This is a genomic window from Vibrio sp. RE88 (genome assembly GCF_013113835.1).
Classification (GTDB): domain Bacteria; phylum Pseudomonadota; class Gammaproteobacteria; order Enterobacterales; family Vibrionaceae; genus Vibrio.
Map to the genome: position 1 here is coordinate 50,703 of NZ_VTYQ01000008.1, position 21,744 is coordinate 72,446.

The window sequence follows — 21,744 nt, forward strand, 5'->3', positions numbered from 1 at the left end:
TGACTCCTTCGCTCGGTGTAGTCACTAGTTAACCCAGCGAATAAGGACATAAACGTGCAGTCTCCTTTCACCTCTAACCTGTTGTCGACGGCCATCCGTACCCAGCTCGGCTTGGCTGGTCTGGTATTGCCCATTGTGGCGTTGTCTGCTCAGGCACAGAGTTTCAATATTCCCGCCGGTGATTTAGATGGCGTACTCAATCAGTTTGCGCTTCAGGCGGGTATTGAGTATTCGATTGATGCCAGCCTGAGTCAGGGCCAGTACAGCTTAGGTTTGCAGGGAGATTATCAACCGGACGACGCGTTTATTGTTTTACTCGCGGATGCCGGGCTCAGTGCGCAAAAGCAGCTTGATGGTTCGTATTTGGTTGACGGTGGCGATGAATGGTCGCTGGATGCGATTCAGGTCGGGACCAGCCTTGACGGTGGCATTAGCCGCGATGAAGCTGGTGAAGCCAATGTCTATGACAAAGACGCCGCAACGGAATACCGTGGCAAGGAAGAACTTGAGCGCTTCAAAGGGGCGGACGCTTCGGACATCTTTAAAGGGATGGCCAACGTGCACAGTGGCGATGCGCGCAATGGCGGTGGTATTGACCCGAACATTCGCGGCATTCAGGGACCGGGACGAGTCCCTGTGATTATTGACGGTACTGAGCAGGCGATTACGGTGAATAATGGTTATCGCGGGGCATCTAACCGGAGTTTTCTCGACCCTAACCTGATTGGCGGCATGACGGTACATAAAGGCGCGCAAATCAATCCAGACGTGAACACCTCAGTGGGGGGAGCGGTTGAAATCACGACCTTGTCTCCACGAGATATCGTGCAACCCGGCGAGACGTTTGGCATGGAGTTCATTGCCGAAAGCAGCAGCAATTCAACTGCACCAGAAGAGCCGAGGTTATATACAGGACAAGATGTTAGCACCATTCCGGAATATGCTAACCTCGATAATCCTGCAAGTGATCTGTTGTACAACGACCCTGCTTTGGTTATTAATCCTGATCAGCGTCAGGATGATAATCCGTTAAATGGTGAAGATACGGCTTACCGATTGGCTGTTTCGGGTATTGGGCCAAAAGTGGAGTGGTTGGCGGCTTATGCTTATCGCAGTCGAGGTAACTACTTTTCAGGCAAGAATGACGCTGGATTTTACCGACAGCCTTTGGCGGAAGGAGAAGAATTAGGAGGGCGCCAGACAGTGATTCGCCCGGAGCACTTAGCCTTGGTCTATCACCCCGGTGAAGAGGTACCGAATACTTCTTCTAAAATGGAATCATTTCTAGGCAAATTCGCCTTTAACCTAAACTACGATACTAAGGTTGAGGTGGGGGCTCGCTACACCAAGAGTACCCACGGTGAAATCCTTGCAAGCCGTGCTGAAGCAAGGTACTTATCAGGTGTGGCTCAATGGCCGTTAAATGAGACCAGACTGCAAGCCTACAATCTTAAACTAAGTTCCAAGCCAGATAATCCCTATATCGATTTTAAATCTAACCTGTGGATGACTTTGTCCGATGTTAGTTCAAATTCGGGATCCGGTTCCCCCAACAGCCTGACAGATGGCTCGACAATTATTAAAAACACAGCACGCATAAACTCTGAAGAAGATCGCTATGGCTTGAGTGTCAGCAACAAAATGCTGCTTGGTAACGATGTTGATTTCACTCTCTCTGGTAACTACCAATTCCATGAGCTGGCACCTAAAGGTGACTTGAACGCTGTGATTGAGGAGTTTGAGCAAGCGCGAGCGGGGGAGCGAACGGAATACAATGGCAGTGCCAATATTGAATGGCGGGCGACAGAGTCATTGATCTTTAACGCTGGTATTCGTTATGGCTACTACAAAACCGTCGATAACTATGTCAAAAATCGCTTGGCAGCGGGTGACACTCAAGCGTTATCTCAGTATGGCAGTGAAGGCTACAAGCTTTCTTATCAAATGAATGTGCCGATTACTGATGCGAATCGTGCGGAGTATTTATCTGGTATTGAAAGTGGCATCCGAAATGCGGATACCAGATTAAACGAAGAAATTGCAAATTTGAGGCAGGCGTTAAACGATGTCCCTCCTTTTCTTATTCCCATTGTGCAGACACAGTTAGATGCCAAAATTGTTGAGCAGGATGCGCTAGTAGCTCAGGGAGTCGCTGACGCTGCCACACACACATCCTATGTGGAAGATATTGAGTCAGAATGGCGCCATGATGGCCAGAATAACTACAGTGCATCAGATAATGGCTGTATTACCGCTGCCAACGATCCTAACTATATTGCGGGCAGTTGTTCCGCACAATCCATTAGCGCCTCTTCAACCAGCACTTACACCAATACCGAATCAAGTGACAGCGGTTGGATGCCATCTGCATCTCTGACCTGGTTAATGACCGAAGACAGCCGCAGTTATATTCGCTACGCCGAATCATTGCGCTTTCCTAGTATGTTTGAAAGTACGGTTGGTTTTTCGGCAGTGCCATCGGTGTCATCCCCTCTGGCGCCTGAACGTTCCAAACTCTGGGAGCTGGGCTATGTCTATTACTTCGATCACGCCAATATCAAACTGACCTACTTTGATCAGGTGATTGAAGATGTGATGGACAGGAATACGTCACTAAATACAACCAGCTTTACTAACTTAGAGAAATTGAGTACCAGTGGCTTAGAATTGCAGCTGGATTATGACAATGGCGATTACTTTGGTGATTTATCCGTTGCCTACAATCTTGAATATGAAGTATGTGATGAAAGTGCAGCCACGCAGCGTTTTATGGCGGACATTGCCAGCACTGGCTCTGCGGAGTATAAGCAATGCCGACGTGGTGGCTTTAGCAATACCAGCTACCTTGCCAATAAAGTCCCCCCTGAAATCAGTGGTAGTGTTCATTTTGGGGCACGATTCTTTAACAAGAAGCTGATTGCCGGAACTCGCACCTATTATGCGTCAGAAAGCCATTCAGAAGACTATGTTAAACGCGATCATGTGACTACTGTGGATGCGTATATCGGTTACGCCTATAACGAACATCTTCAATTTGAAGTGCGGGGCAGTAACCTAACCGACATGTACTACCTCGAGCCTGGAGCCGTAACTGGGATTCCAGCACCGGGTCGAACCATCAGCGTCAAACTGACCAGCCGATTCTAACTTCAATCAAAAAGCCGCAGCTAAGACTGCGGTTTTTTTCATGCTTATTTACGGGTTCCTCTGTTTCATCCGGTGTATTGAATGAAGCTGCTAAAGACAGCGGATAAAAACGTCTGGGCAGCAGATGACAACATATAGCCTATTAAGGATTGAATAATGAAAATCGTACAACTTTCATGGATTTCAGCGGCCATGCTTGGCCTAAGCTCACTGGCACATGCTGGTTTTGATGGTGCCATCAGTGACGGTTCGCAGCGTCAGGTGGGTGAATCTGAAGTCTGGGTTCCATTTATCCACTCTAAAGGTAAAGCAGGTATCGGTAGCACAGGTGGTAAAAAAGTCGACTTTGACGGCCTAACCGTCTTTGCCAGCCAAAATGGAGATGTGTATACCTCTGGCAGTGACCACAACAACTCTAAATACGTTTTCTCTCAGGTTGCTGGTCAAGATATCTGGTTTGGTGAATGGTCTTCAGGCACTGAAAACGGTCAGGCTGTGGATCGCGCAGTTTACTACGTGGGCGATGACACAGGCACAACCGTACCTACATCTGGCTCAGCTACCTACACAGTCGCTGGTATCAATAATGGTGCAACGCTAAGCGGTCAGTTCACGGCGGATTTTGGTGCTCAAACACTTAATGGCGCTCTTTCAAACAGCAATCTGTCGATCAATCTGTACAACAACGCTATTAATGCTTCTACCGCGGAATTCTCTGGAACCGCAGTGGCGAATGGCATGTCTATCGGTCACTCTCAGGGCCACTTCTTTGGCGCCGATGCCGCTTTCCTAGCTGGCTTTGCTAAGTTTGCTGGCGACAGCACGCTAGATACTGCCTTCGGTGGTAGCAAAAACTAATTTTCGTTTTTGTCTTTCTCTTTTGGGGAGCAAGTGACTTGCTCCCATTTTTTCTCCGATTGAAATACATCAATGAAAATCGACCGTAACTTTATTCTTGGCTCACTGTTAATGGTGAGCGTCAGCTATTCCTCTTTCTCTTACGCGGATCAGGATACCGATTTACGTATCCAGCAACGCGACGCGTTATCCTCCCGTCAGAACGAAAATGCTCTTATTGAAGAAGAGTTGGAAAAAGAACGCCTAGCCGAGCAGTCGGCGTCAGGCTCAGAATCGAGTGTAGCGAACACCGCTGATGAGCTTGGACCGGCATTGCATGTCGCGGTCAGGCAGCGCCAGTGGGCCTTGGCAGAGAGACTGCTGCAAAGGTATGTGGCGTTGGCGGATTTCGATCCTATGTTGGCACACTATGCATCAGGGGCATTGGCACGCAATGCGCGTGATTATGATCGGGCAGAAACGCACTACTCGACATTGCTTGAGATGCAGGAAAACTTTTTGCCCGCAGAGCTGGAGTTAGCTCGCGTCTGGTTTGAAGACAGAGAAAACAGCGCTTCTTTGTCGTTGTTTAATGACATCCTCAGCCGCTTACCTGCTGATAACCCGAGAGCGGCGGGAGTCCGGAATACGGTAGAAAGCTTCGTTAGCGCACTGGAGTATCGTGATGATTGGCAAGGCGCGTTTTCCTTTGGGCCGACCTACAATGACAACCTGAATTTGTCCTCGAAACATTATGAATGTCTGGTCTATTTCACCAATGGTCAGTGCTTTTTAGAGCGTAGTGCGCCGAAGGTTAAATCTGCCTATGGTATTGATTACGACGCCAGTTTAAATCGACGCTTTTCGCTGAGTGGTCATCATGGCTTGCAGCTACGCAGCTTTGCTTATGGCACCAATTACCAGAACCACAAAGAACATAACGAGCAGACCTTAAATGTGACCTTTGGCTACAGCTATCAGACCGCCAAACATCAGCTCAGTATTGCGCCGCAGTTTGAATATCGCGCCTTAGCGAATCAGGCGCTGTTTGCTTCGGGCGGCTTCAAGGCGGATTGGTTTACCAATCTTAGCCAGACTTCTGCTATGAAACTCGAAGTGGAAGGGGAATATCTCGATTATCGTAATCAGACCTTTCGCTATCAATCCGACTGGCAATGGTCTGTCTTTGGCACTTATTGGCATCAGTTACCCGACAAATGGTTAGTGTTTGGTGGTGTAGACTGGACGCTGAAACAAAACCGACAGGCGGTGCATGAGTACGATTTGTGGGGAGGTCGATTGGGCGTGAATAAAACCTTCACATCGCTGAATACTGACGTGACCTTATTCGCTTCATTGCGGCAACGTATTTATGGGGGCTTCAATGCGGTGCTCGGTGAGCGGCGTGATGACACTGAGCAAAATTATACCTTAGTGGTGACCTTGCCAGAGCTGTTTGCCGGGTTGAAACCGCTCATCGAAGTCAAAGCCAATCAGACCAAGAGTAATGTTGATTGGGCATACAGCTACAAGCAGCATCAATACAGTATAAAACTAGAAAAAAGATTCTGAAAATAATCAATGGCTTATTGTTTATTTAAAAAATAAATGAAAAAACTTTTACGGATTTTTCATTGTTGTTCGGTGTTACTGATAGAGGTGCACGTGTTTGGCTAGGCATAGTGCGCACAGATAAACCGAATGTGAGTAAAACAATGGAATGCTTATCCAGATCACTACTGATTATTTGCTTTTTTTTAGCGGCCCCATTCAGCTGGGCTGAAACAACGTCAGAAATCGGGTCACAACCCGTTATGCAGGAAAGTGCGACCATCGCAGAGAAGGCTGAAATCTCTGCGCTTCCTGCGCCGGTGAGCGACAACATGTCGCCACCGGATTTGGTCGCCGCTACTCCTCAACACGACATGTCTCCCTATGGCATGTATCAATCGGCTGACTGGGTGGTCAAAGCGGTGATGATTTTACTGCTGGTGGCCTCAGGCGTGACTTGGGCGATTGGTATCGCAAAGCAAATCCAGTTAAACCTAGCGTGTCGCCGTGCGCGTCATATTCTTAATGAATTGCTTGATTCTGAAACCTTGGTCGAAGGCAAGCTGCGCTGCGACAGTGCAGAAGGCGCTGGGCTGGCGTTGATTGAAGCTACAGAAAAAGAGCTGGCGTTATCTGCTCGAGCAGACAATGAAGATGGCATTAAAGAGCGCTTACAGCTCAGGCTCGAACGTGTTCAGGCTGGTTTAAGCAGTGCGATGGTAGGAGGCACCGGAGTGCTGGCGACGGTTGGTTCTGTTGGCCCTTTTGTCGGTCTATTCGGCACCGTTTGGGGGATCATGAACGCCTTTATCGGCATCGCTAAATCTCAAAACACCACATTAGCGGTCGTGGCGCCGGGGATTGCGGAAGCTTTGCTGGCAACAGCGATTGGTTTGGTGGCTGCGATTCCTGCTGTGGTGCTTTATAACCACTTTACTCGTGGCGTCAGTCAGTATCGCGCGCTCATGGCGGATATCTCTGCAGCGCTGATGGTACTGGTGAGCCGAGATCTCGATAGAGAGCCCGTTTCTGTCGACGGAAAAAAGTTAGCAGCCTGAGCGGAGCATAGAGATGGGATTTAAAGTTGCTTCGCAGCAGGATGAGTTGGCTGTCAATCATGATATCAACATTACGCCGTTTGTTGATGTCATGCTGGTGCTGTTGATCATTGTAATGGTCGCGGCACCATTGGCGACGGTCAATATACCGGTAGATTTACCGACATCTTCGGCTGCACCGACGCCTCAACCTAAGGCTCCGTTTTACCTGACCGTCAGCACCGATCTGGCACTGACATTGGGCGAGGAGAAGACAGTGACTCTCGAACAACTGCCTCAAGCGTTAGCCCATGCTTTGCCCGATAAAGAGCAGCGTATCTATTTACGTGCTGACAAAGCATTAGATTATCAAAGCCTGATGAAAGTGATGAATGCGTTGGTCGCGGAAGGTTATGCGGAGATCGCTCTGGTCGGGTTGGAACAACCAGAGACAGCAGGGGCATGATGGGCAGTCAGTTAGGCAGAGCCACATCGCATGATAGCTTTGGCCCTTGGTTGTTACCTGGAATAGCCGTTAGTGTCGGCCTCCATCTGGCTGTCGCGGCCTATTATTTGTACCAACCTAAAGCTGAATTTATTCAGCCGCCGGCAGCGATTCCCGTCAATTTTGCCTTGGTTGCACCCGTCGCGGCGCCACATGTTGAAAAGCCTGCGTTAAACAATGGTCCCGAGCAGAACGAGTCGATGGACTCTATGGCGTCAATGGCTCGCCCAGAGCCGTTTGAGCCACAACAGAAGATCCAACAAGTAGTCGAGAGTGTGCCAGAGCCTAGTCCGATTGTGGCCAAAGAAACTGAGCACCCTTCAGAGGTTGCGACTATTGTGCCCAAACCAGCAAAACCAACGAAGCCAAAAATGAAAGCAGAGAACAAACCTGTAGCTCAGGTTCAAGAACAGGTGGAAACGCCGAAAGTCGAGACGCCTTCAGTCAGCCAGCAAGCTTCGGTTGCTCAGATTAAAAAGAGTGCTCCCAAGCTTGAAGTCGAAAAAGAACATAAACAGATTCAAGGCGTATCGGGGGCATTCAGCCAGCACCTCAAACAAGTCAAGGTGAGTTGGAAGCAGCAACTGGTGCTACACCTTGAGCAGCATAAGCAGTATCCGCGCCGCGCTAAGCGAATGCGTAAACAAGGTGTGCCCTTGATAACTTTTACTATGGATAGAGCTGGTAAGGTACTGGGCGTCAAACTGGTGCGCAGTAGCGGAACAGAATCGCTCGATAAAGAAGCGGTGGATCTTGTCTACCGCGCTATGCCATTGCCATTACCACCCGACGAAGTCAGTGGTGCGACCTTAACTTGGACGGTTCCGGTTCGGTTTTACGTTCAGTAGTGAATTAATCTAGCATTTGAGTGACCAATACACACTCGAAGCAAACGTTTGCTAAATTTGCATAAAAGCATTGAGATTTCACTCAAGATCCTTACAATCCGCGCAAACGATTAAATGCTGTATATGTCTAATGAAATGGATTGGACGTTTCTACCGCTGAGCCTATCTCGGTGACTACAGTTGCTTTGTCCCTTTTCTCTTCATACAGCATTGAACCCGTTTACTGTTTACCCCACTTGTAAAGGTTTCATTGTGAGTCTCGAATCAACCCTGAAAAGCCAGAATCAATCCGGTGTACTGGAATCGGTATTTAAAATCACTCAACGTAACACCACCCTAGGTACTGAGATGTACGCAGGCTTTATTACGTTTTTGGCGATGAGCTATATTCTGGCCGTTAACCCCGCTATTCTGGGCAGTATTCCCGGTATGGATAAAGGCGCGGTGTTTACGGCGACGGCGATCGCAGCAGCGGTGGCAACGCTAATTATGGGCATTTGGGGCAATTACCCAGTGATGCTGGCACCGGGCATGAGCATGAATGGCTTCTTCAAGGGGATGTTGCTGAGTAGCTCGGTTGCCTTGGTGTGGCATGAAGCACTGTTTGGTATTTTTCTCTCTGGTGTGCTGTACCTGATTCTGTCGATGACCAATATCCGCAAGGCGATGATTGAGTCGATACCAGAAGATCTCAAGCTGGCGATTACCGTTTCGCTTGGATTGTTCATTGCCTTTCTTGGTCTTAAAAACGCCGGCATTATTGTTTCTAACCCGATCATTCTGGTCAGCATGGGCAAGGTGACAGACCCTCAGGTCATCATTGCTTACATCAGTATCTTTGTCGCTTTGGGATGCATGGTGCGTGATATTAAGCTCGCGACCTTCATATCTTTTGTCACTGCTATTGTGCTAACCGTCTTTGCTGACATGGTGATGGGGACCAACAACGCGCCGATTCCAGAGCAATTTGTCTCTGCGCCGCCAAGCTTAGTGGGCAGCTTTGGTGCGGTGTTTGATTTCTCAGGATTAACGGCGGACAAAATGTTTGATCTGCTGTTTATTGTGATTATTTTCCTGATTGTCGATTTCTTTGACGGCCTGAGCACGATTGTTGGCGTTGGCCGTGATGCAGGGATCATCGATAAGGATGGCAAGGTACCCAATGCACGTTCTGCATTGGTTGCAGATGCTGGTGGCACAGTGATTGGTTCAGTTCTGGGAACCACCTCTATCACTGCATTCTCAGAGTCCGGCATTGCCTCTTCTCAGGGGGCCAAAACCGGATTAGCTGCCGTGATGGTTGCAGGCCTGTTCCTAGTGTCTCTGTTCCTATATCCGCTGTTTTCCATTTTTTCAGCTGCCATGGTGGCCCCAGCGATGGTCGTAGTGGGCATTTATATGATCGGGCGCTTAGGGCAAATTAGCTGGGAGCAAAAAGAATCCCGCATTGCGGCATTCTTTACCATCATGTTCACTGTTCTAAGTTTTTCACCAGCCAACGGTATGGCGATGGGCTTTATCAGCTATGCATTTACCATGGTTGTGGCAGGCAAAGGTAAACAGGTACATCCGGTGATTTATGCTCTATCGGCTATCTTCCTGACGTACTTGATACTGTTGTAATAAGATTCTGAAACTAAAAAGCCCCGCTCTCAGAGCGGGGCTTTGTCATTTTCGGATATTGAGTTACTCAATATTCTGGATCTGCTCTCGCATCTGCTCAATCAGAACTTTCAGTTCCACGCCAGATGCGGTGATGTCCGTGCTGATTGACTTGGAGGCGAGCGTGTTCGACTCACGGTTGAACTCTTGCATCATAAAGTCGAGACGACGACCACAAGCGCCACCTTTTTTCAGGATATTAGTCGCTTCTTTAACGTGAGAGTCCAAGCGGTCTAGCTCTTCTGCTACGTCTGACTTTTGCGCTAATAAGATCAGTTCTTGTTCAACTCGTGAAGGGTCGAGTTCAACCTTAGCTTCTTCAAACTTGGCAAACAGGCGCTCACGTTGCCAATCGAGAATTTCCGGCATGCGAGCACGAACTTTAACCACTTCGTCAGTGATGGCTGATAAACGCTGTTCAATCAGCGCCTTCATGTTTTCGCCTTCACGGCCACGGGCTTCGATAAATTCGCTTACTGCTTGGTCAAAAGCCGCCAACAAATCCTTGTTTACTGCATCCATGTCCTGCTCAGAAGTTTCCATCACACCCGGCCAGTTCATGATCTGGAATGGGTTAAGACGGCTTTCATCACCAGTCATCTTCATCACTTGGCTAGCTGCGTTGATCACTTGCTGTGCCAAGCCTTCGTTAATGCTCAGCTCGCCTTTTGCTGCTGGGTTCGCTTCAAAGCGCAACGCACATTCCACTTTACCGCGTGCTAGGCGCTTGCGAAAACGCTCGCGAAGAACGGGCTCTAAACCTCGGAACTGTTCCGGCAGGCGGAAGTAGGTTTCCAAGTAACGTTGGTTGACACTGCGGATTTCCCAAACAGCGGTACCCCAATCGCCTTTCACTTCTTTACGTGCATAGGCGGTCATACTGTAGATCATCGAATTTTCCTATTTCATCATCTTTGAAAATAACGCGTTGCAATAGTAGCAGAATGCACGAGATTTGGAACGTAACGCAGATGGGATGCTTTCCCGATATCCCGCTTTCTGCTAGAATCCTGCTCCAACCAAATTCGTCTCCCCCTCTCGTTAGGTAGATAACTAAGGTAGATGCCCATGCGTCCAAATGACCGTCAGGCGGATCAAATTCGCCCAATCAAAATCACTCGTAATTACACGGCTTACGCTGAAGGCTCAGTTTTAGTGGAATTCGGCAATACAAAAGTATTGTGTAATGCGACCGTTGAAGAGAATGTGCCACGTTGGCTAAAAGGTCAGGGCAAGGGCTGGGTGACGGCTGAATACGGCATGTTGCCACGTTCAACGCATTCACGTATGCGTCGTGAAGCGGCAAGTGGTAAACAGGGCGGTCGTACCATGGAAATCCAACGTCTGATTGCACGTAGCCTTCGTGCAGTGGTCGACCTAGAAGCGATGGGTGAGATTATGGTTACTGTCGATTGTGACGTAATTCAGGCTGATGGCGGTACACGTACTGCATCGATTTCAGGCGCAAGCGTGGCAATGGCCGATGCGTTCCAACACCTCATTGAGAACGGTAAGCTGAAGAAAAACCCGATGAAAGGCCATGTCGCAGCCGTTTCAGTTGGTATCCTAGGTGAAGACGTCCTGTGTGACCTAGAGTATGTCGAAGACTCTGCCGCTGACACGGATATGAACGTGGTCATGACGGAAGATGGCCGCATGATCGAAGTTCAGGGTACCGCAGAGGGCGAACCATTCACCCATGCTGAGCTGATGAAGTTATTGGAGTCGGCGACCAAAGGGATCACCGAGATTGTAGCGGCGCAGAAGGCGGCGTTAGAAAATTAATTTTGTTGAATAGCTTCCCCTAAAAAGGAAGCTATTTTTTTATCAAGACTTGGCTCAGGCGAAGTTTTGACCTGTTTATAAACCGTCTAGAAAACTAGACCTTTTATTTAGAGAGAAAGTGATGAAAGCATACCAGCGTGAATTTATTGAGTTTGCACTAGAGAAAGAAGTACTGAAGTTTGGTGAGTTTACTTTAAAGTCAGGTCGTAAGAGCCCGTATTTCTTTAACGCTGGTCTTTTCAACACGGGTCGAGATTTGGCGCGTCTGGGTCGATTCTACGCCGCTGCGCTGGCAGATTCTGGCATCGAGTTTGATGTTTTGTTTGGCCCAGCATACAAAGGGATTCCAATTGCGACGACCACAGCCGTTGCCTTGGCGGATCATCACGAGATTGACACGCCATACTGCTTTAACCGCAAAGAAGCGAAAGACCACGGCGAAGGCGGCAACCTTGTTGGTAGTGCGCTAGAAGGCCGTATTATGTTGGTTGATGATGTGATTACCGCGGGTACCGCAATCCGTGAGTCGATGGAAATCATCAAAGCTAATGGAGCAGACTTGGCTGGTGTATTGGTAGCGATTGACCGTCAGGAAAAAGGCAAAGGTGAGCTGTCTGCGATTCAAGAAGTCGAGCGTGACTTTGGCTGCGCAGTGATCTCCATTGTTAGCTTGGGTGACTTAGTGACTTATCTTGAAGAGAAAGGGAATGCAACCGAGCACCTTGAAGCGGTAAAAGCTTATCGTGCTGAATACGGCATCTAACAGAGCGCTATGGAAGAGGTTTAGCCACAGCCAGTAGTAAGTGACTGAACCTCGATCTGCAAATATTAAAAAGGGTTGATGCACATGCATCAACCCTTTTTGTTTCTTGCCTCTCGCGAGCTTGTATTACCTTAGTGAGAGTTATCGTAGATTTCGCTTCCATCTCGCTGCGTTTTTAATAACGACAGATTCCACATGTATTGTTCAGGATGCGGTCTGACCAAGTCTTCGATCGCTTGGTTCATTGCACGAGCATCGGCTTCTTCATCGCCGGTTGGGAAGTTTTCCAAGGCTGGCAGAATATGTACTTCGTACTTACCTGATTTGTCGTTGTAAGCAGGTAAAACTGGAATCACTTTGGCTTTTGATAGGCGAGCCATCTTGCCAAAGCCTTTCAGAGTCGCTTTCTCTGTACCAAAGAATGGGACAAATACCGAGTTAGCGGCACCGAAGTCTTCATCTGGTAACCAGTAGCCAAGATAACCGTCTTTAATTGAGCGTACGAAAGGTTTTACCCCTGCTTCACGGGCGAAGATACGACCGCCATATTGCATGCGCTGTACTTGCATTAGCCAATCGCCGATTGGGTTACGCTGCGGTTTCATGATGGTGGTGACTTTATAGCCCTTTGCAGCCAGCATTACTGCTGGGTAATCAACTGCCCAAGCGTGAGGTGCTAAGATGATCACTTTCTCCCCTGCATCGAGCAGCGGTAAGATGTTCTCTTCGCCGATCATGACACCACGATCTTGGTTGTGCTTGGTAGAACGTACCAGAAACTCAGAATAGCCAAACAGGTACTGAGCTGCCTTAACAAAAGTCTCTTCCAGAATATCCTGACGCTCTTGGTCTGACTTTTCAGGAAAACAGTACTTTAGGTTCACTCGTGCACGACGTACCACACGACCATTTTTGCGTACTACAAATACAGACAGTTTTCGCGCCAAGCTATCGCGCCAGCGGTATGGAATAAAGGCCAACAAGGCGGCAAATAAAATGCCCAGCCACGTTCCCCAGTGTTTAGGATGTAAAAATGCCCACTCAAAGGTTGGGTTATGCAAATGTTTATCGATGCTATTTTTATCGTTGTTGCTCATTGAAAGCAGCACCTATGTTATTGATATCTTGAGTTAGTAAGAGAGTGGTCTGGCAGCGATTTGAATCGCTTGTGTAGCCACATCCACTGTTCCGGAGCGCGCATGATAATCTCTTCGACGAATTTATTCATGTAGGCTGCGGCCGCCGTTTCATCTTTTTGCGGAAAATCTTGATCGATAGACTTGTCGGCAATGATTTCATATTTACCGTTTTGGTTACGGAATCCAGAACCTGGCACGATGGCACTCTTACTAGTGTAAGCAAGGATGCTGGTTCCTGTTGTTGTACAAGCTTCTTCGACAGCAAAGAAAGGCACGAACACAGATTTATTATGGCCGTAGTCCTGATCTGGTAGATAGAACAGGCGATGGCCTTGGCGCAAAACGCGCACCATCTGTTTAAGATCACGACGATAGATGAGTTGGTTGCCGTTACGTGTGCGTCCTCTATATTGGATGAACTCGTAAGCTGGGTTTGTGTGGGGGCGGTAAGCGCCGTATCCAGGTAAACCCAGTACACCAAATGCACGAGCGGTAATTTCTAAGTTCAACGCATGCACACAACAGAGCAGCACACCCTTGCCTTCATCGTTGAGCCGCTGTAGCTCTTTGATATCTTTCGCAATCAAAATACGCTTGAAACGCCAAGTCGGCCAAAACCAAGTAATGCCAGTTTCAATCAAAGCCATACCGGTGTTTTTGAAGTTCTCTACGACCATGCGGTCAACTTCTTTGGCTTCCATCTCAGGAAAAGCCAGCTCAAGGTTACGCTTGGCGACTTTAACTCGGGATTTGCCTAACTTCATACCCAACGAACCGATACCTCGGCCGATTTTGAGCAGTAATGCATAAGGCAGAAGATTGACGGTCAGGGCCAGTAAACCAAACCCAAACCATACGCCCCAATATTTAGGGTGGAGTAGGGCTGGAGTAAACTTAGGCTTTTCGACGGTATTTTTTTTGCTCATAGTGATTACTTAATCTGTGCACTCAAGAGTGACCAGTATTCTTCAAAGTTGGCGGTCGGTTGATATTTAAAGTCTGAGCGTACGAAACGGTTCAAGCTGCCTTCTACTTGCCCAAGAAGCTGAGCGGCCAGAATGGTTTCGTCCACAGGGAAGGACTTACCTTCTCTGAGCTTACGTTCACGCAGAATTTGACGAATAGACGTTTCAATGCGTTCAAACAGTTGGTTGATGCGCTCTCTCAGTCGCTCATTCTCAAACATCAATGCGTGCCCAGAAAGGATACGCGTAAGCCCTGGATTTCGTTCGGCAAAGGCCAGAATCAGTTGCAACACCAGACGAATGCGGGTCAGGGTATCTTTTTCTTCATCCAGTATACGGTTGATGCGCGACATCAAGGATTCTTCAATGAACTCGATCAAGCCTTCAAACATGCGAGCTTTGCTCGGGAAATGTCGATATAGCGCCGCTTCTGATACGCCGACGCGTTTCGCTAGCTTGGCGGTGGTGATGCGAGAACCACCATCGTTAGATTCGAGCATTTGTGCGAGTGCTTGTAAGATTTCTTCCCGGCGGTTGCTTTTTCTTGTTCCGGCCATGAACGTGTTCCTTTTGTTACCACTGTTGATGCCCATAGACACAGGCATTCGCCCAACTTAGCAGGCTAAGACGGGCGGAATAGACGAATTTCTGATTGTTAGAATAGCGACTTAATTGTCTAACTTTGCGGCGATAATTGTAAGTATCTGCTTCGCAATTTGTTGTTTTGATGCAAGGGTAAGTGATTGCTCACCATCTTTCCAGTATAGGTTAATCGCATTGTCGTTGCTGTTGAAGCCTTGTCCTTCTACTGAGACATCGTTGGCGCAAATCATATCGAGATTTTTCTTGGTCAGCTTAGTTCGAGCGTAATGTTCTACATCCTGAGTTTCCGCGGCAAAACCAACGGTAAACGGGCGCTGCTGAGTCATACCGGCAACTGAAGCGACAATATCAGGGTTTTTGACCATAGTGATGGTCATTTGTTCGCTGTCATCCGTCTTCTTAATTTTCTGCTCTGAAATTGCTTGTGGGCGATAATCCGCCACGGCTGCGCAGCTAATGAAAACATCATGTTCACCAGCTTTGTCCATTACGGCGTTATACATATCTTCTGCGCTCGCCACATCAATGCGCTGCGAACCAGCTGGCGTTTTAAGATTCACCGGACCTGCGACTAACGTGACCGTTGCACCGAGCTGAGCCGCCGCTTCCGCTAATGAGAAGCCCATTTTCCCTGAGCTGTGGTTAGTGATGTAGCGCACCGGATCGATGGCTTCACAGGTTGGCCCGGCAGAAATCAATATCGACTTACCTTTGAGAGGTTTGTCGCCCCAGAATTGTTCGCACAATCCCACCAGTTGCATTGGCTCTAACATTCGGCCAGGGCCGACATCGCCACAGGCCTGTTCACCAGCTGCTGGCCCCCAGATGTGCATACCACGTCGCTCTAGCGTCGCAATGTTCTCTTGTGTTGCTTGATTGCGATACATCTGCTGGTTCATGGCCGGAGACACTGAAATCGGAGCATCGGTCGCAAGTACCAGTGTAGTGAGTAAATCATTGCCCATGCCAGCTGCCATGCGCGCAATTAGATCAGCGGTGGCCGGTGCAAGTAAGACCAAATCCGCCCATTTAGCCAGCTCAATATGGCCCATAGAGGCTTCTGCTGCCGGATCCAACAAGCTATCGGAGACTGGACGTCCAGAGACCGCCTGCATTGTCAGTGGCGTAATGAACTCTTTTGCGGCTTTAGTCATAACAATCTGAACTTCAGCGCCACGTTCAATCAGACGACGCGTCAGGTCGGCACATTTATAAGCGGCAATACCACCACCGATACCAAGTAGGATCTTTTTGCCCGCGAGTGTTTGCATGATGATCATCCTTAAAAAATACTGCGAGTAGATTACCACGCAGCCAATAGAGACTCTAGAAATGGAAAGTGTTGTTGCAGATTCTGTACGCTTTTGCCTTTCTCGTTATTGCTTCTTTATATACCTATCATTTGCAGAAAATCTTTCACTGCGACGAAGATAATTCTTTTGCTCGCCAGAGAGTGAGCAAGAGAGTTTAAGCTAACGTCACCCACTTTATTATCTTAAGGATAAGTGATTGCATGTTGCCTAGAGAGTCGATGCCTAGAGAAAAACTACTCAGCCGAGGTCCACAATCGCTCACCGATGCGGAGTTGTTAGCGATTTTTCTTCGCACTGGCACGCAGGGCATGAATGTACTCCAGTTATCAGACAAACTGCTTAAGGATCTTGGCTCGCTGCGCAGCTTATTTGCGGCGAGCAAAGAGGAGTTCTGTCAGCACAAAGGGCTGGGAGAAGCCAAATATGTCCAGCTGCAAGCCGTGCTTGAGATGACACAGCGCTACCTAAGTGAAACCTTACAACGTGGCGAAGCGTTAACCAGCCCTCAGCAGACCAAGCTTTATCTTTCTAGCATGTTGCGCGATCGCCAGCGGGAAGCTTTCTATATATTGTTTCTTGATAATCAACATCGGGTAATCAAGGATGAAGTGATGTTTGAAGGAACCATAGACGCCGCGTCTGTTTATCCCCGAGAGGTTGTGAAGCAGGCATTGGAGCATAATGCGGCGGCTTTGATTCTCGCCCATAATCATCCGTCTGGGGTGGCAGAACCGAGTCAGGCTGATCGCAGAATCACCCGACGCATCAGTGATGCGCTGGCTTTGGTCGACATTCGAATTCTCGACCATTTTGTGGTTGGAGATGGTGATGTTGTTTCCTTCGCTGAGCGTGGATGGATTTAAATCACATTATTTGTTGTGAGTTGCGCGAATTCTGCTACAATCCCCCGACATTTTTTGAACTATTATCAGCTCTGCCTAAAAAAGATCACGAAAACCTTGAAAAAGGATCTGTTCGGGTCTTGAGCAATGCTAGTCAAGTTAGTATAATGCGCGACCTTTGATAGCCTTGTATGGGTTTCCATAGCGGTATAAGACCTCAAACTTCTATATTTAGAAACTGAGAGGTTCGGCCACCAAGGTTGATATCGAGCTGAAACGATTTTGGAGAAGACATTCATGTCACGAGTATGCCAAGTAACTGGTAAGCGTCCAGTAACGGGTAACAACCGTTCACACGCACGCAATGCTACTAAGCGTCGTTTTCTGCCGAACCTACAAACTCATCGTTTCTGGGTAGAGAGCGAAAAACGTTTTGTTAAACTACGTCTATCTGCTAAAGGTATGCGTATCATCGATAAGAAGGGCATCGATGCTGTTCTTGTTGACATTCGCGCAAACGGCGAAAACGTTTAAGAGGAAATAGGCAATGGCAAAGAAAGGCGTACGTGAGAAAATCCGTCTAGTATCTTCTGCAGGTACTGGTCACTTCTACACTACTGACAAGAACAAACGTAACATGCCAGGCAAATTTGAGATCAAAAAGTTTGATCCAGTTGTTCGCCAGCACGTTATGTACAAAGAAGCTAAAATCAAGTAATTGATTTCTTCTTTGAAGCTTCTTAAACAGAAGTCTGAATTAGAAACCCAGCGTTCTCGCTGGGTTTTTTATTACCTGAAATTCCCAAAAGGCGTCACAGTCGAGCCTACCTCCGCCCATTTCCCTCTTTCCTGTTTTCTGCTACCTTTTCTTATAGTTACCTACAGGGAAATCAAAGTTCATGCGTGTTTCTACTTCACGGCGTCGTCGCTGGAACAACATCATGATATTGGGCATCATCGCTTTTATCGCGATCCTCAATTTGCCGACCATCATCAAAACCTATTTGATTGATGACGAGCCAGTCGCTGAAGTTAGTCCTTACCCTTATTTGCTCAATCCGTCAGCGGAATTGAAAGCACTGCATTTTTCTGGCTGGTCACTGGAGCACTTGAATGGTGAGTGGAGTTTGACGAAGCAAAGTAGCCTTTCTCCACAGGAGCTAGTTGAACGCTGGTCGGGCTTAGTTGGGACCGAAGTTGATCAGGACACTTTTGATGGATTGAAGCCTCGATTGACCTCACCACAGACGATTGAAGTTTGGTATCGCGATCAAGAAGAGCCCCAAAGGATCACCTTCTATCAAACACCACAATTCTGGCTGTTGAAAAACTGGCAGGATCAATGGATAGCCGTTTCAGTTGCTCCAGAATATCTGCTACCTTAAACGCCCTGAGTTATTAATTGCCATACCACTATGCCTGAATTACCTGAAGTTGAAGTCAGCCGTATGGGGATCACCCCTCATTTGGCTGGACAAACCGTTGCCAAGTTGACTTTTCGTACCCCCAAGCTGCGTTGGGATATCCCACATGAGCTAAAGAAGATGGAAGGTCAGGTGATCCGCAGTATTTCTCGCCGTGCTAAATACTTGCTGATTGAAACCGATGTGGGTAGCGCGATTGTCCATTTGGGTATGTCGGGGTCTTTACGTGTACTGGATGCAGACATGGAGCCGGGAAAACACGATCATGTCGATCTGAAACTGACCAATGGCAAGGTACTACGTTATAACGATCCTAGACGTTTTGGAGCTTGGTTATGGACCGAAGATGGTGAACATGATGCGTTGGGCCATATGGGGCCAGAGCCGCTAACGGAAGACTTTGATGCACAATATATCGCGGACAAGGCAAGGAATAAGCGCGTCGCGGTGAAGCAGTTCATTATGGATAACAAAGTCGTAGTTGGGGTAGGAAATATCTACGCTAATGAGTCATTATTTAGTGCACGTATCCATCCGACACGAGCAGCAGGTACGCTAACGGCTAAAGAATGGCAACGTTTGGTTAAAGAGATTAAGCAGGTGCTCGATACGGCCATCAAGCAGGGCGGAACAACGTTAAAGGATTTTGCTCAAGCGGATGGTAAGCCGGGTTATTTTGCTCAAGAGCTACAAATTTATGGCAAAGCGGGTGAAGCCTGCCCTAGCTGTGGTGAAGCGATTGAAGAGCAGAAAATTGGTCAGCGCAATACGTTTTTTTGTCGCCATTGTCAGAAATAGTCAAATATAGAGCTGAGGTCTCATGTCAGCTCTATATCTCTATTAAAATTAGACTTTCGCTTTGCTTTTTAACGCTTTCGCGACCGCTTTAGGCACAAAATTGGTGACATCCCCTCCATGAATAGCCACTTCACGGACTATGGTCGAGGAGATAAATGCATGCTCTTCTGCGGGTGTGAGGAAAACGCTTTCTAATCCGGGCATCAGTCTACGATACATATTAGTTAAACCAAATTCGTACTCAAAGTCGACGGTGGTACGTAAACCACGGATAAGAACGTTCGCATTTTCTTGCTTCGCAAAGTCGACCATCAAACCCGAAAATCCCTTCGAGCTTACATTGTCCAAATGCTGAGTCACCTGCTGTGCAAAAGCTACGCGCTCTTCTAGCGTAAACATGGTGTTCTTACTTGGGCTGGCAGCAACAGCGATGATAACTTCATCAAACATATCTGCAGCACGTTCAATTAAATCCAAATGGCCATTAGTAATAGGATCAAAGGTCCCTGGGTAGATCACTCGGGAAAGGCGTTTTTTGCTCACAGTCAGTTACTCAAATCATTCTTTTATATCGCTTAATGGTAACAAAAAGGCTCACATTTACCCAACTTAGCCGTTATCATTGGGAGCAAAGATTGAGAGTTAGGAAAAGTAATGAAAAAGATACTGGTGGTTCGTAACGACAAAATAGGCGACTTCATGCTGGCTTGGCCCAGTTTCGCGATGCTGAAAGCTTCTATGCCGGATTGTCAGATTACAGCGCTAGTACCTAATTACACAGTGGCCCTGGCAGAGCTTTGTCCTTGGATTGATAAAGTGCTGGTTGATCCAACGAAGAAGGGTTCTAAGCACGCGCAATCGACTTTGATTGAGCAAATAAAAGCGGAGCGCTTTGATGCATCCATCAACCTTTTCTCTACAACATATAACGCGAAATTGGTCTGGAGAGCAAAAATTCCTTACCGTCTTGCTCCGGCGACAAAGCTGGCGCAGATCTTTTACAACAAACGTATCAAACAAAAGCGTTCACAATCAGCAAAACCAGAATACGAATACAATCTGGACTTAGTGCGTGCGTTTTTAACGGATATTGGTCAAGCGGTGGCTGAGCCTAGCGCACCTTACCTCTCTTTCTCAGTTGACGATATACAGCAACAAAAGCACAAGCTCTCACAACAATTGAATTTGAACGTAGAGAAGCAATGGGTGTTCGTTCATGCCGGTAGCGGTGGTTCAGCCAATAACTTATCTCTACAGCAATACACTCAGTTAATCTGCGATATGCCGGAGCCGTTTGAAATTATACTGACGGCTGGGCCGGGAGAAGAGCAGAAAGCGGCTGAGTTACATAACCTACTGAAAGAAAAGGGCAGAGCCTCGGTGGTGTACGACAAGAACGATGGCTTGGTCGATTTCTCTTGTTCTATTGCTTGTGCCGACTTGTTTATTGCAGGTTCTACTGGGCCCTTGCATATCGCGGCGGCGATAGATGTACCGACCGTTGGCTTTTTTCCAAGTAAGCGTTCAGCGACACCGCTGCGCTGGAAACCAATTAACTCGGCAGGCAACCATATCGCTTTTTGCCCACCAGAGGCAGAAGATAAAGCCAGTCAGGAAAATATGGCCAGAATTGATATAGATGTGGTCTCGAGAGAGTTACAACCATGGATAAGCCGTAAGCTGAATTAACAAAAAAGGGCGATAGAAATATCGCCCTTTGTCTGGATTGAAAAGATTAGAATTTATCTGGCATCTTGTCCGTTTCACTGCGAACCCACAGATCCGCATATTTCACAAAAGTAGAATGTGCCGAAAGCAGGGAGAGCAAGAAGCCTTGCTTGCCATCAAGAAAGCCGGCTTTAACAACATACATTTTCAAGAAGCAGCCTAATGCGTGCAAAATGCCTTGTGAGATGCTGCTTTTCTTACCTTTTTTCTCGCGCTGTTCAGCCCAGGCTTTGGCATAGCCCGCCGACTTCACTAAGTAGTGATTCATGTCGTTATAGGTGAAGTGAATCAAGTCGCCATTCAAGTTTTCGACTTTCATGGTTTTCGTCACTTCGACTTTTTCATGAACCAGAGCGTCATTGTACTGCGTCAACTTTGTCGGGTATAAGCGCAGTACACGGTCTGGGTACCAACCGCAATGACGAATATAGCGTCCAAACACCCAGCTTAGACGCGCCGTTTGATAAATGGTATCCGGCTTGTTTGCACTCACTGAATCTAAAATACTTTGCTTGAGCTCAGGAGTGACACGCTCATCGGCATCTAACCAAAGGACGTAATCCGACTCAACATAGGACTGAGCTAAGCGGCGCTGAGGGCCAAAGCCAGGCCATTCAGGATTGACGAAAAACTTGTCCGTAAAACGGCGTGCAATCTCTTCGGTATTGTCTGTACTTCCAGAGTCCAGAACCACAATCTCGTCTACCCAGTCGTGAACGGTTTCTAAACAAGCTTTCAGGTGCTGCGCTTCGTTCTTAACGATAAGTGCGACGGCAATGGTTGGTTTACTCACTGTG

22 protein-coding genes and 1 riboswitch are annotated in these 21,744 nt (G+C 47.7%); of the genes, 15 read left to right on the forward strand and 7 right to left on the reverse strand.

The window, feature by feature from the left end; genetic code table 11:
• Window positions 1-54 precede the first annotated feature (54 nt).
• The 7 genes from F0265_RS18440 to F0265_RS18470 all read left to right on the forward strand — a co-directional run bounded on the left by F0265_RS18440 (window position 55) and on the right by F0265_RS18470 (window position 9,548).
• Window positions 55-3,147: a TonB-dependent receptor gene (locus F0265_RS18440; protein ID WP_171749959.1), complete on the forward strand. Its 3,093-nt coding sequence runs from the start codon at window positions 55-57 to the stop codon at window positions 3,145-3,147.
• Window positions 3,148-3,303: 156 nt separating this feature from the next.
• Window positions 3,304-4,005 (forward strand): Slam-dependent surface lipoprotein, encoded by a 702-nt coding sequence (locus F0265_RS18445; protein ID WP_006957179.1) that lies wholly within the window; start codon window positions 3,304-3,306, stop codon window positions 4,003-4,005.
• Between the two features lie 72 nt (window positions 4,006-4,077).
• Window positions 4,078-5,556 carry a surface lipoprotein assembly modifier gene (locus F0265_RS18450; RefSeq protein WP_171749960.1) on the forward strand — a complete coding sequence of 493 codons (1,479 nt, stop codon included), beginning with the start codon at window positions 4,078-4,080 and terminating at the stop codon, window positions 5,554-5,556.
• A 242-nt stretch (window positions 5,557-5,798) separates the two neighbouring features.
• Complete coding sequence (exbB, locus tag F0265_RS18455; protein WP_216607926.1) at window positions 5,799-6,593, forward strand: tonB-system energizer ExbB; 795 nt, start codon at window positions 5,799-5,801, stop codon at window positions 6,591-6,593.
• Window positions 6,594-6,606: 13 nt separating this feature from the next.
• A complete protein-coding gene (gene exbD / locus F0265_RS18460) occupies window positions 6,607-7,038 on the forward strand; it encodes a TonB system transport protein ExbD (RefSeq protein WP_171749962.1) in 432 nt (143 codons plus the stop codon).
• Window positions 7,035-7,925: an energy transducer TonB gene (locus F0265_RS18465; RefSeq protein ID WP_171749963.1), complete on the forward strand. Its 891-nt coding sequence runs from the start codon at window positions 7,035-7,037 to the stop codon at window positions 7,923-7,925. Before exbD ends, F0265_RS18465 begins: the two co-directional genes overlap by 4 nt.
• 97 nt (window positions 7,926-8,022) lie before the next feature.
• Window positions 8,023-8,122: riboswitch (purine riboswitch) on the forward strand.
• 55 nt (window positions 8,123-8,177) lie between these two features.
• Complete coding sequence (locus F0265_RS18470) at window positions 8,178-9,548, forward strand: NCS2 family permease (RefSeq protein WP_171749964.1); 1,371 nt, start codon at window positions 8,178-8,180, stop codon at window positions 9,546-9,548.
• A gap of 63 nt (window positions 9,549-9,611) precedes the next feature.
• Here F0265_RS18470 and F0265_RS18475 read toward each other — a convergent pair whose 3' ends face one another.
• On the reverse strand, window positions 9,612-10,478 hold the full coding sequence (locus F0265_RS18475; protein ID WP_006963409.1) for a YicC/YloC family endoribonuclease: 867 nt from the start codon (window positions 10,476-10,478) through the stop codon (window positions 9,612-9,614).
• 177 nt (window positions 10,479-10,655) lie between these two features.
• Between F0265_RS18475 and rph the strand changes: the two genes are divergently transcribed.
• On the forward strand, window positions 10,656-11,372 hold the full coding sequence (gene rph / locus F0265_RS18480; RefSeq protein ID WP_006963408.1) for a ribonuclease PH: 717 nt from the start codon (window positions 10,656-10,658) through the stop codon (window positions 11,370-11,372).
• 121 nt (window positions 11,373-11,493) lie between these two features.
• On the forward strand, window positions 11,494-12,135 hold the full coding sequence (gene pyrE / locus F0265_RS18485) for an orotate phosphoribosyltransferase (protein ID WP_006963407.1): 642 nt from the start codon (window positions 11,494-11,496) through the stop codon (window positions 12,133-12,135).
• A gap of 131 nt (window positions 12,136-12,266) precedes the next feature.
• On the opposite strand, the gene lpxM is transcribed toward pyrE, so the two are convergent.
• The 4 genes from lpxM to coaBC all read right to left on the reverse strand — a co-directional run bounded on the left by lpxM (window position 12,267) and on the right by coaBC (window position 16,113).
• Complete coding sequence (gene lpxM, locus F0265_RS18490) at window positions 12,267-13,232, reverse strand: lauroyl-Kdo(2)-lipid IV(A) myristoyltransferase (protein ID WP_019276584.1); 966 nt, start codon at window positions 13,230-13,232, stop codon at window positions 12,267-12,269.
• A gap of 17 nt (window positions 13,233-13,249) precedes the next feature.
• Window positions 13,250-14,200: a Kdo(2)-lipid IV(A) acyltransferase gene (locus F0265_RS18495; RefSeq protein ID WP_171749965.1), complete on the reverse strand. Its 951-nt coding sequence runs from the start codon at window positions 14,198-14,200 to the stop codon at window positions 13,250-13,252.
• A 5-nt stretch (window positions 14,201-14,205) separates the two neighbouring features.
• Window positions 14,206-14,796, reverse strand: coding sequence for a nucleoid occlusion factor SlmA (gene slmA / locus F0265_RS18500; protein WP_006963404.1), 591 nt, complete (start codon window positions 14,794-14,796; stop codon window positions 14,206-14,208).
• 111 nt (window positions 14,797-14,907) lie between these two features.
• Entirely contained in the window at window positions 14,908-16,113 is a 1,206-nt protein-coding gene (gene coaBC / locus F0265_RS18505) for a bifunctional phosphopantothenoylcysteine decarboxylase/phosphopantothenate--cysteine ligase CoaBC (protein WP_171749966.1), read from the reverse strand.
• Window positions 16,114-16,343: 230 nt separating this feature from the next.
• Between coaBC and radC the strand changes: the two genes are divergently transcribed.
• From radC to mutM, 5 genes are all read left to right on the forward strand, one after another.
• Entirely contained in the window at window positions 16,344-17,018 is a 675-nt protein-coding gene (gene radC, locus F0265_RS18510; protein ID WP_171750081.1) for a DNA repair protein RadC, read from the forward strand.
• Between the two features lie 276 nt (window positions 17,019-17,294).
• Window positions 17,295-17,531: a 50S ribosomal protein L28 gene (gene rpmB, locus F0265_RS18515; protein ID WP_004410867.1), complete on the forward strand. Its 237-nt coding sequence runs from the start codon at window positions 17,295-17,297 to the stop codon at window positions 17,529-17,531.
• Between the two features lie 13 nt (window positions 17,532-17,544).
• Window positions 17,545-17,715, forward strand: coding sequence for a 50S ribosomal protein L33 (gene rpmG, locus F0265_RS18520; RefSeq protein ID WP_004410866.1), 171 nt, complete (start codon window positions 17,545-17,547; stop codon window positions 17,713-17,715).
• A 181-nt stretch (window positions 17,716-17,896) separates the two neighbouring features.
• The gene (locus F0265_RS18525; RefSeq protein WP_171749967.1) at window positions 17,897-18,382 is read left to right on the forward strand and encodes a hypothetical protein; all 486 of its coding nucleotides are present in this window, start codon (window positions 17,897-17,899) and stop codon (window positions 18,380-18,382) included.
• A 30-nt stretch (window positions 18,383-18,412) separates the two neighbouring features.
• Window positions 18,413-19,219 carry a bifunctional DNA-formamidopyrimidine glycosylase/DNA-(apurinic or apyrimidinic site) lyase gene (gene mutM / locus F0265_RS18530; RefSeq protein WP_064488866.1) on the forward strand — a complete coding sequence of 269 codons (807 nt, stop codon included), beginning with the start codon at window positions 18,413-18,415 and terminating at the stop codon, window positions 19,217-19,219.
• Between the two features lie 48 nt (window positions 19,220-19,267).
• On the opposite strand, the gene coaD is transcribed toward mutM, so the two are convergent.
• A complete protein-coding gene (gene coaD, locus F0265_RS18535) occupies window positions 19,268-19,762 on the reverse strand; it encodes a pantetheine-phosphate adenylyltransferase (RefSeq protein WP_043009530.1) in 495 nt (164 codons plus the stop codon).
• A 111-nt stretch (window positions 19,763-19,873) separates the two neighbouring features.
• Here coaD and F0265_RS18540 point away from each other — a divergent pair, with 111 nt between their 5' ends.
• Window positions 19,874-20,908 carry a glycosyltransferase family 9 protein gene (locus tag F0265_RS18540; protein ID WP_171749968.1) on the forward strand — a complete coding sequence of 345 codons (1,035 nt, stop codon included), beginning with the start codon at window positions 19,874-19,876 and terminating at the stop codon, window positions 20,906-20,908.
• A 46-nt stretch (window positions 20,909-20,954) separates the two neighbouring features.
• Here the strand turns inward: F0265_RS18540 and F0265_RS18545 are convergent, their stop codons facing one another.
• A complete protein-coding gene (locus tag F0265_RS18545; protein ID WP_171749969.1) occupies window positions 20,955-21,740 on the reverse strand; it encodes a glycosyltransferase family 2 protein in 786 nt (261 codons plus the stop codon).
• Between the last annotated feature and the right edge of the window lie 4 nt (window positions 21,741-21,744).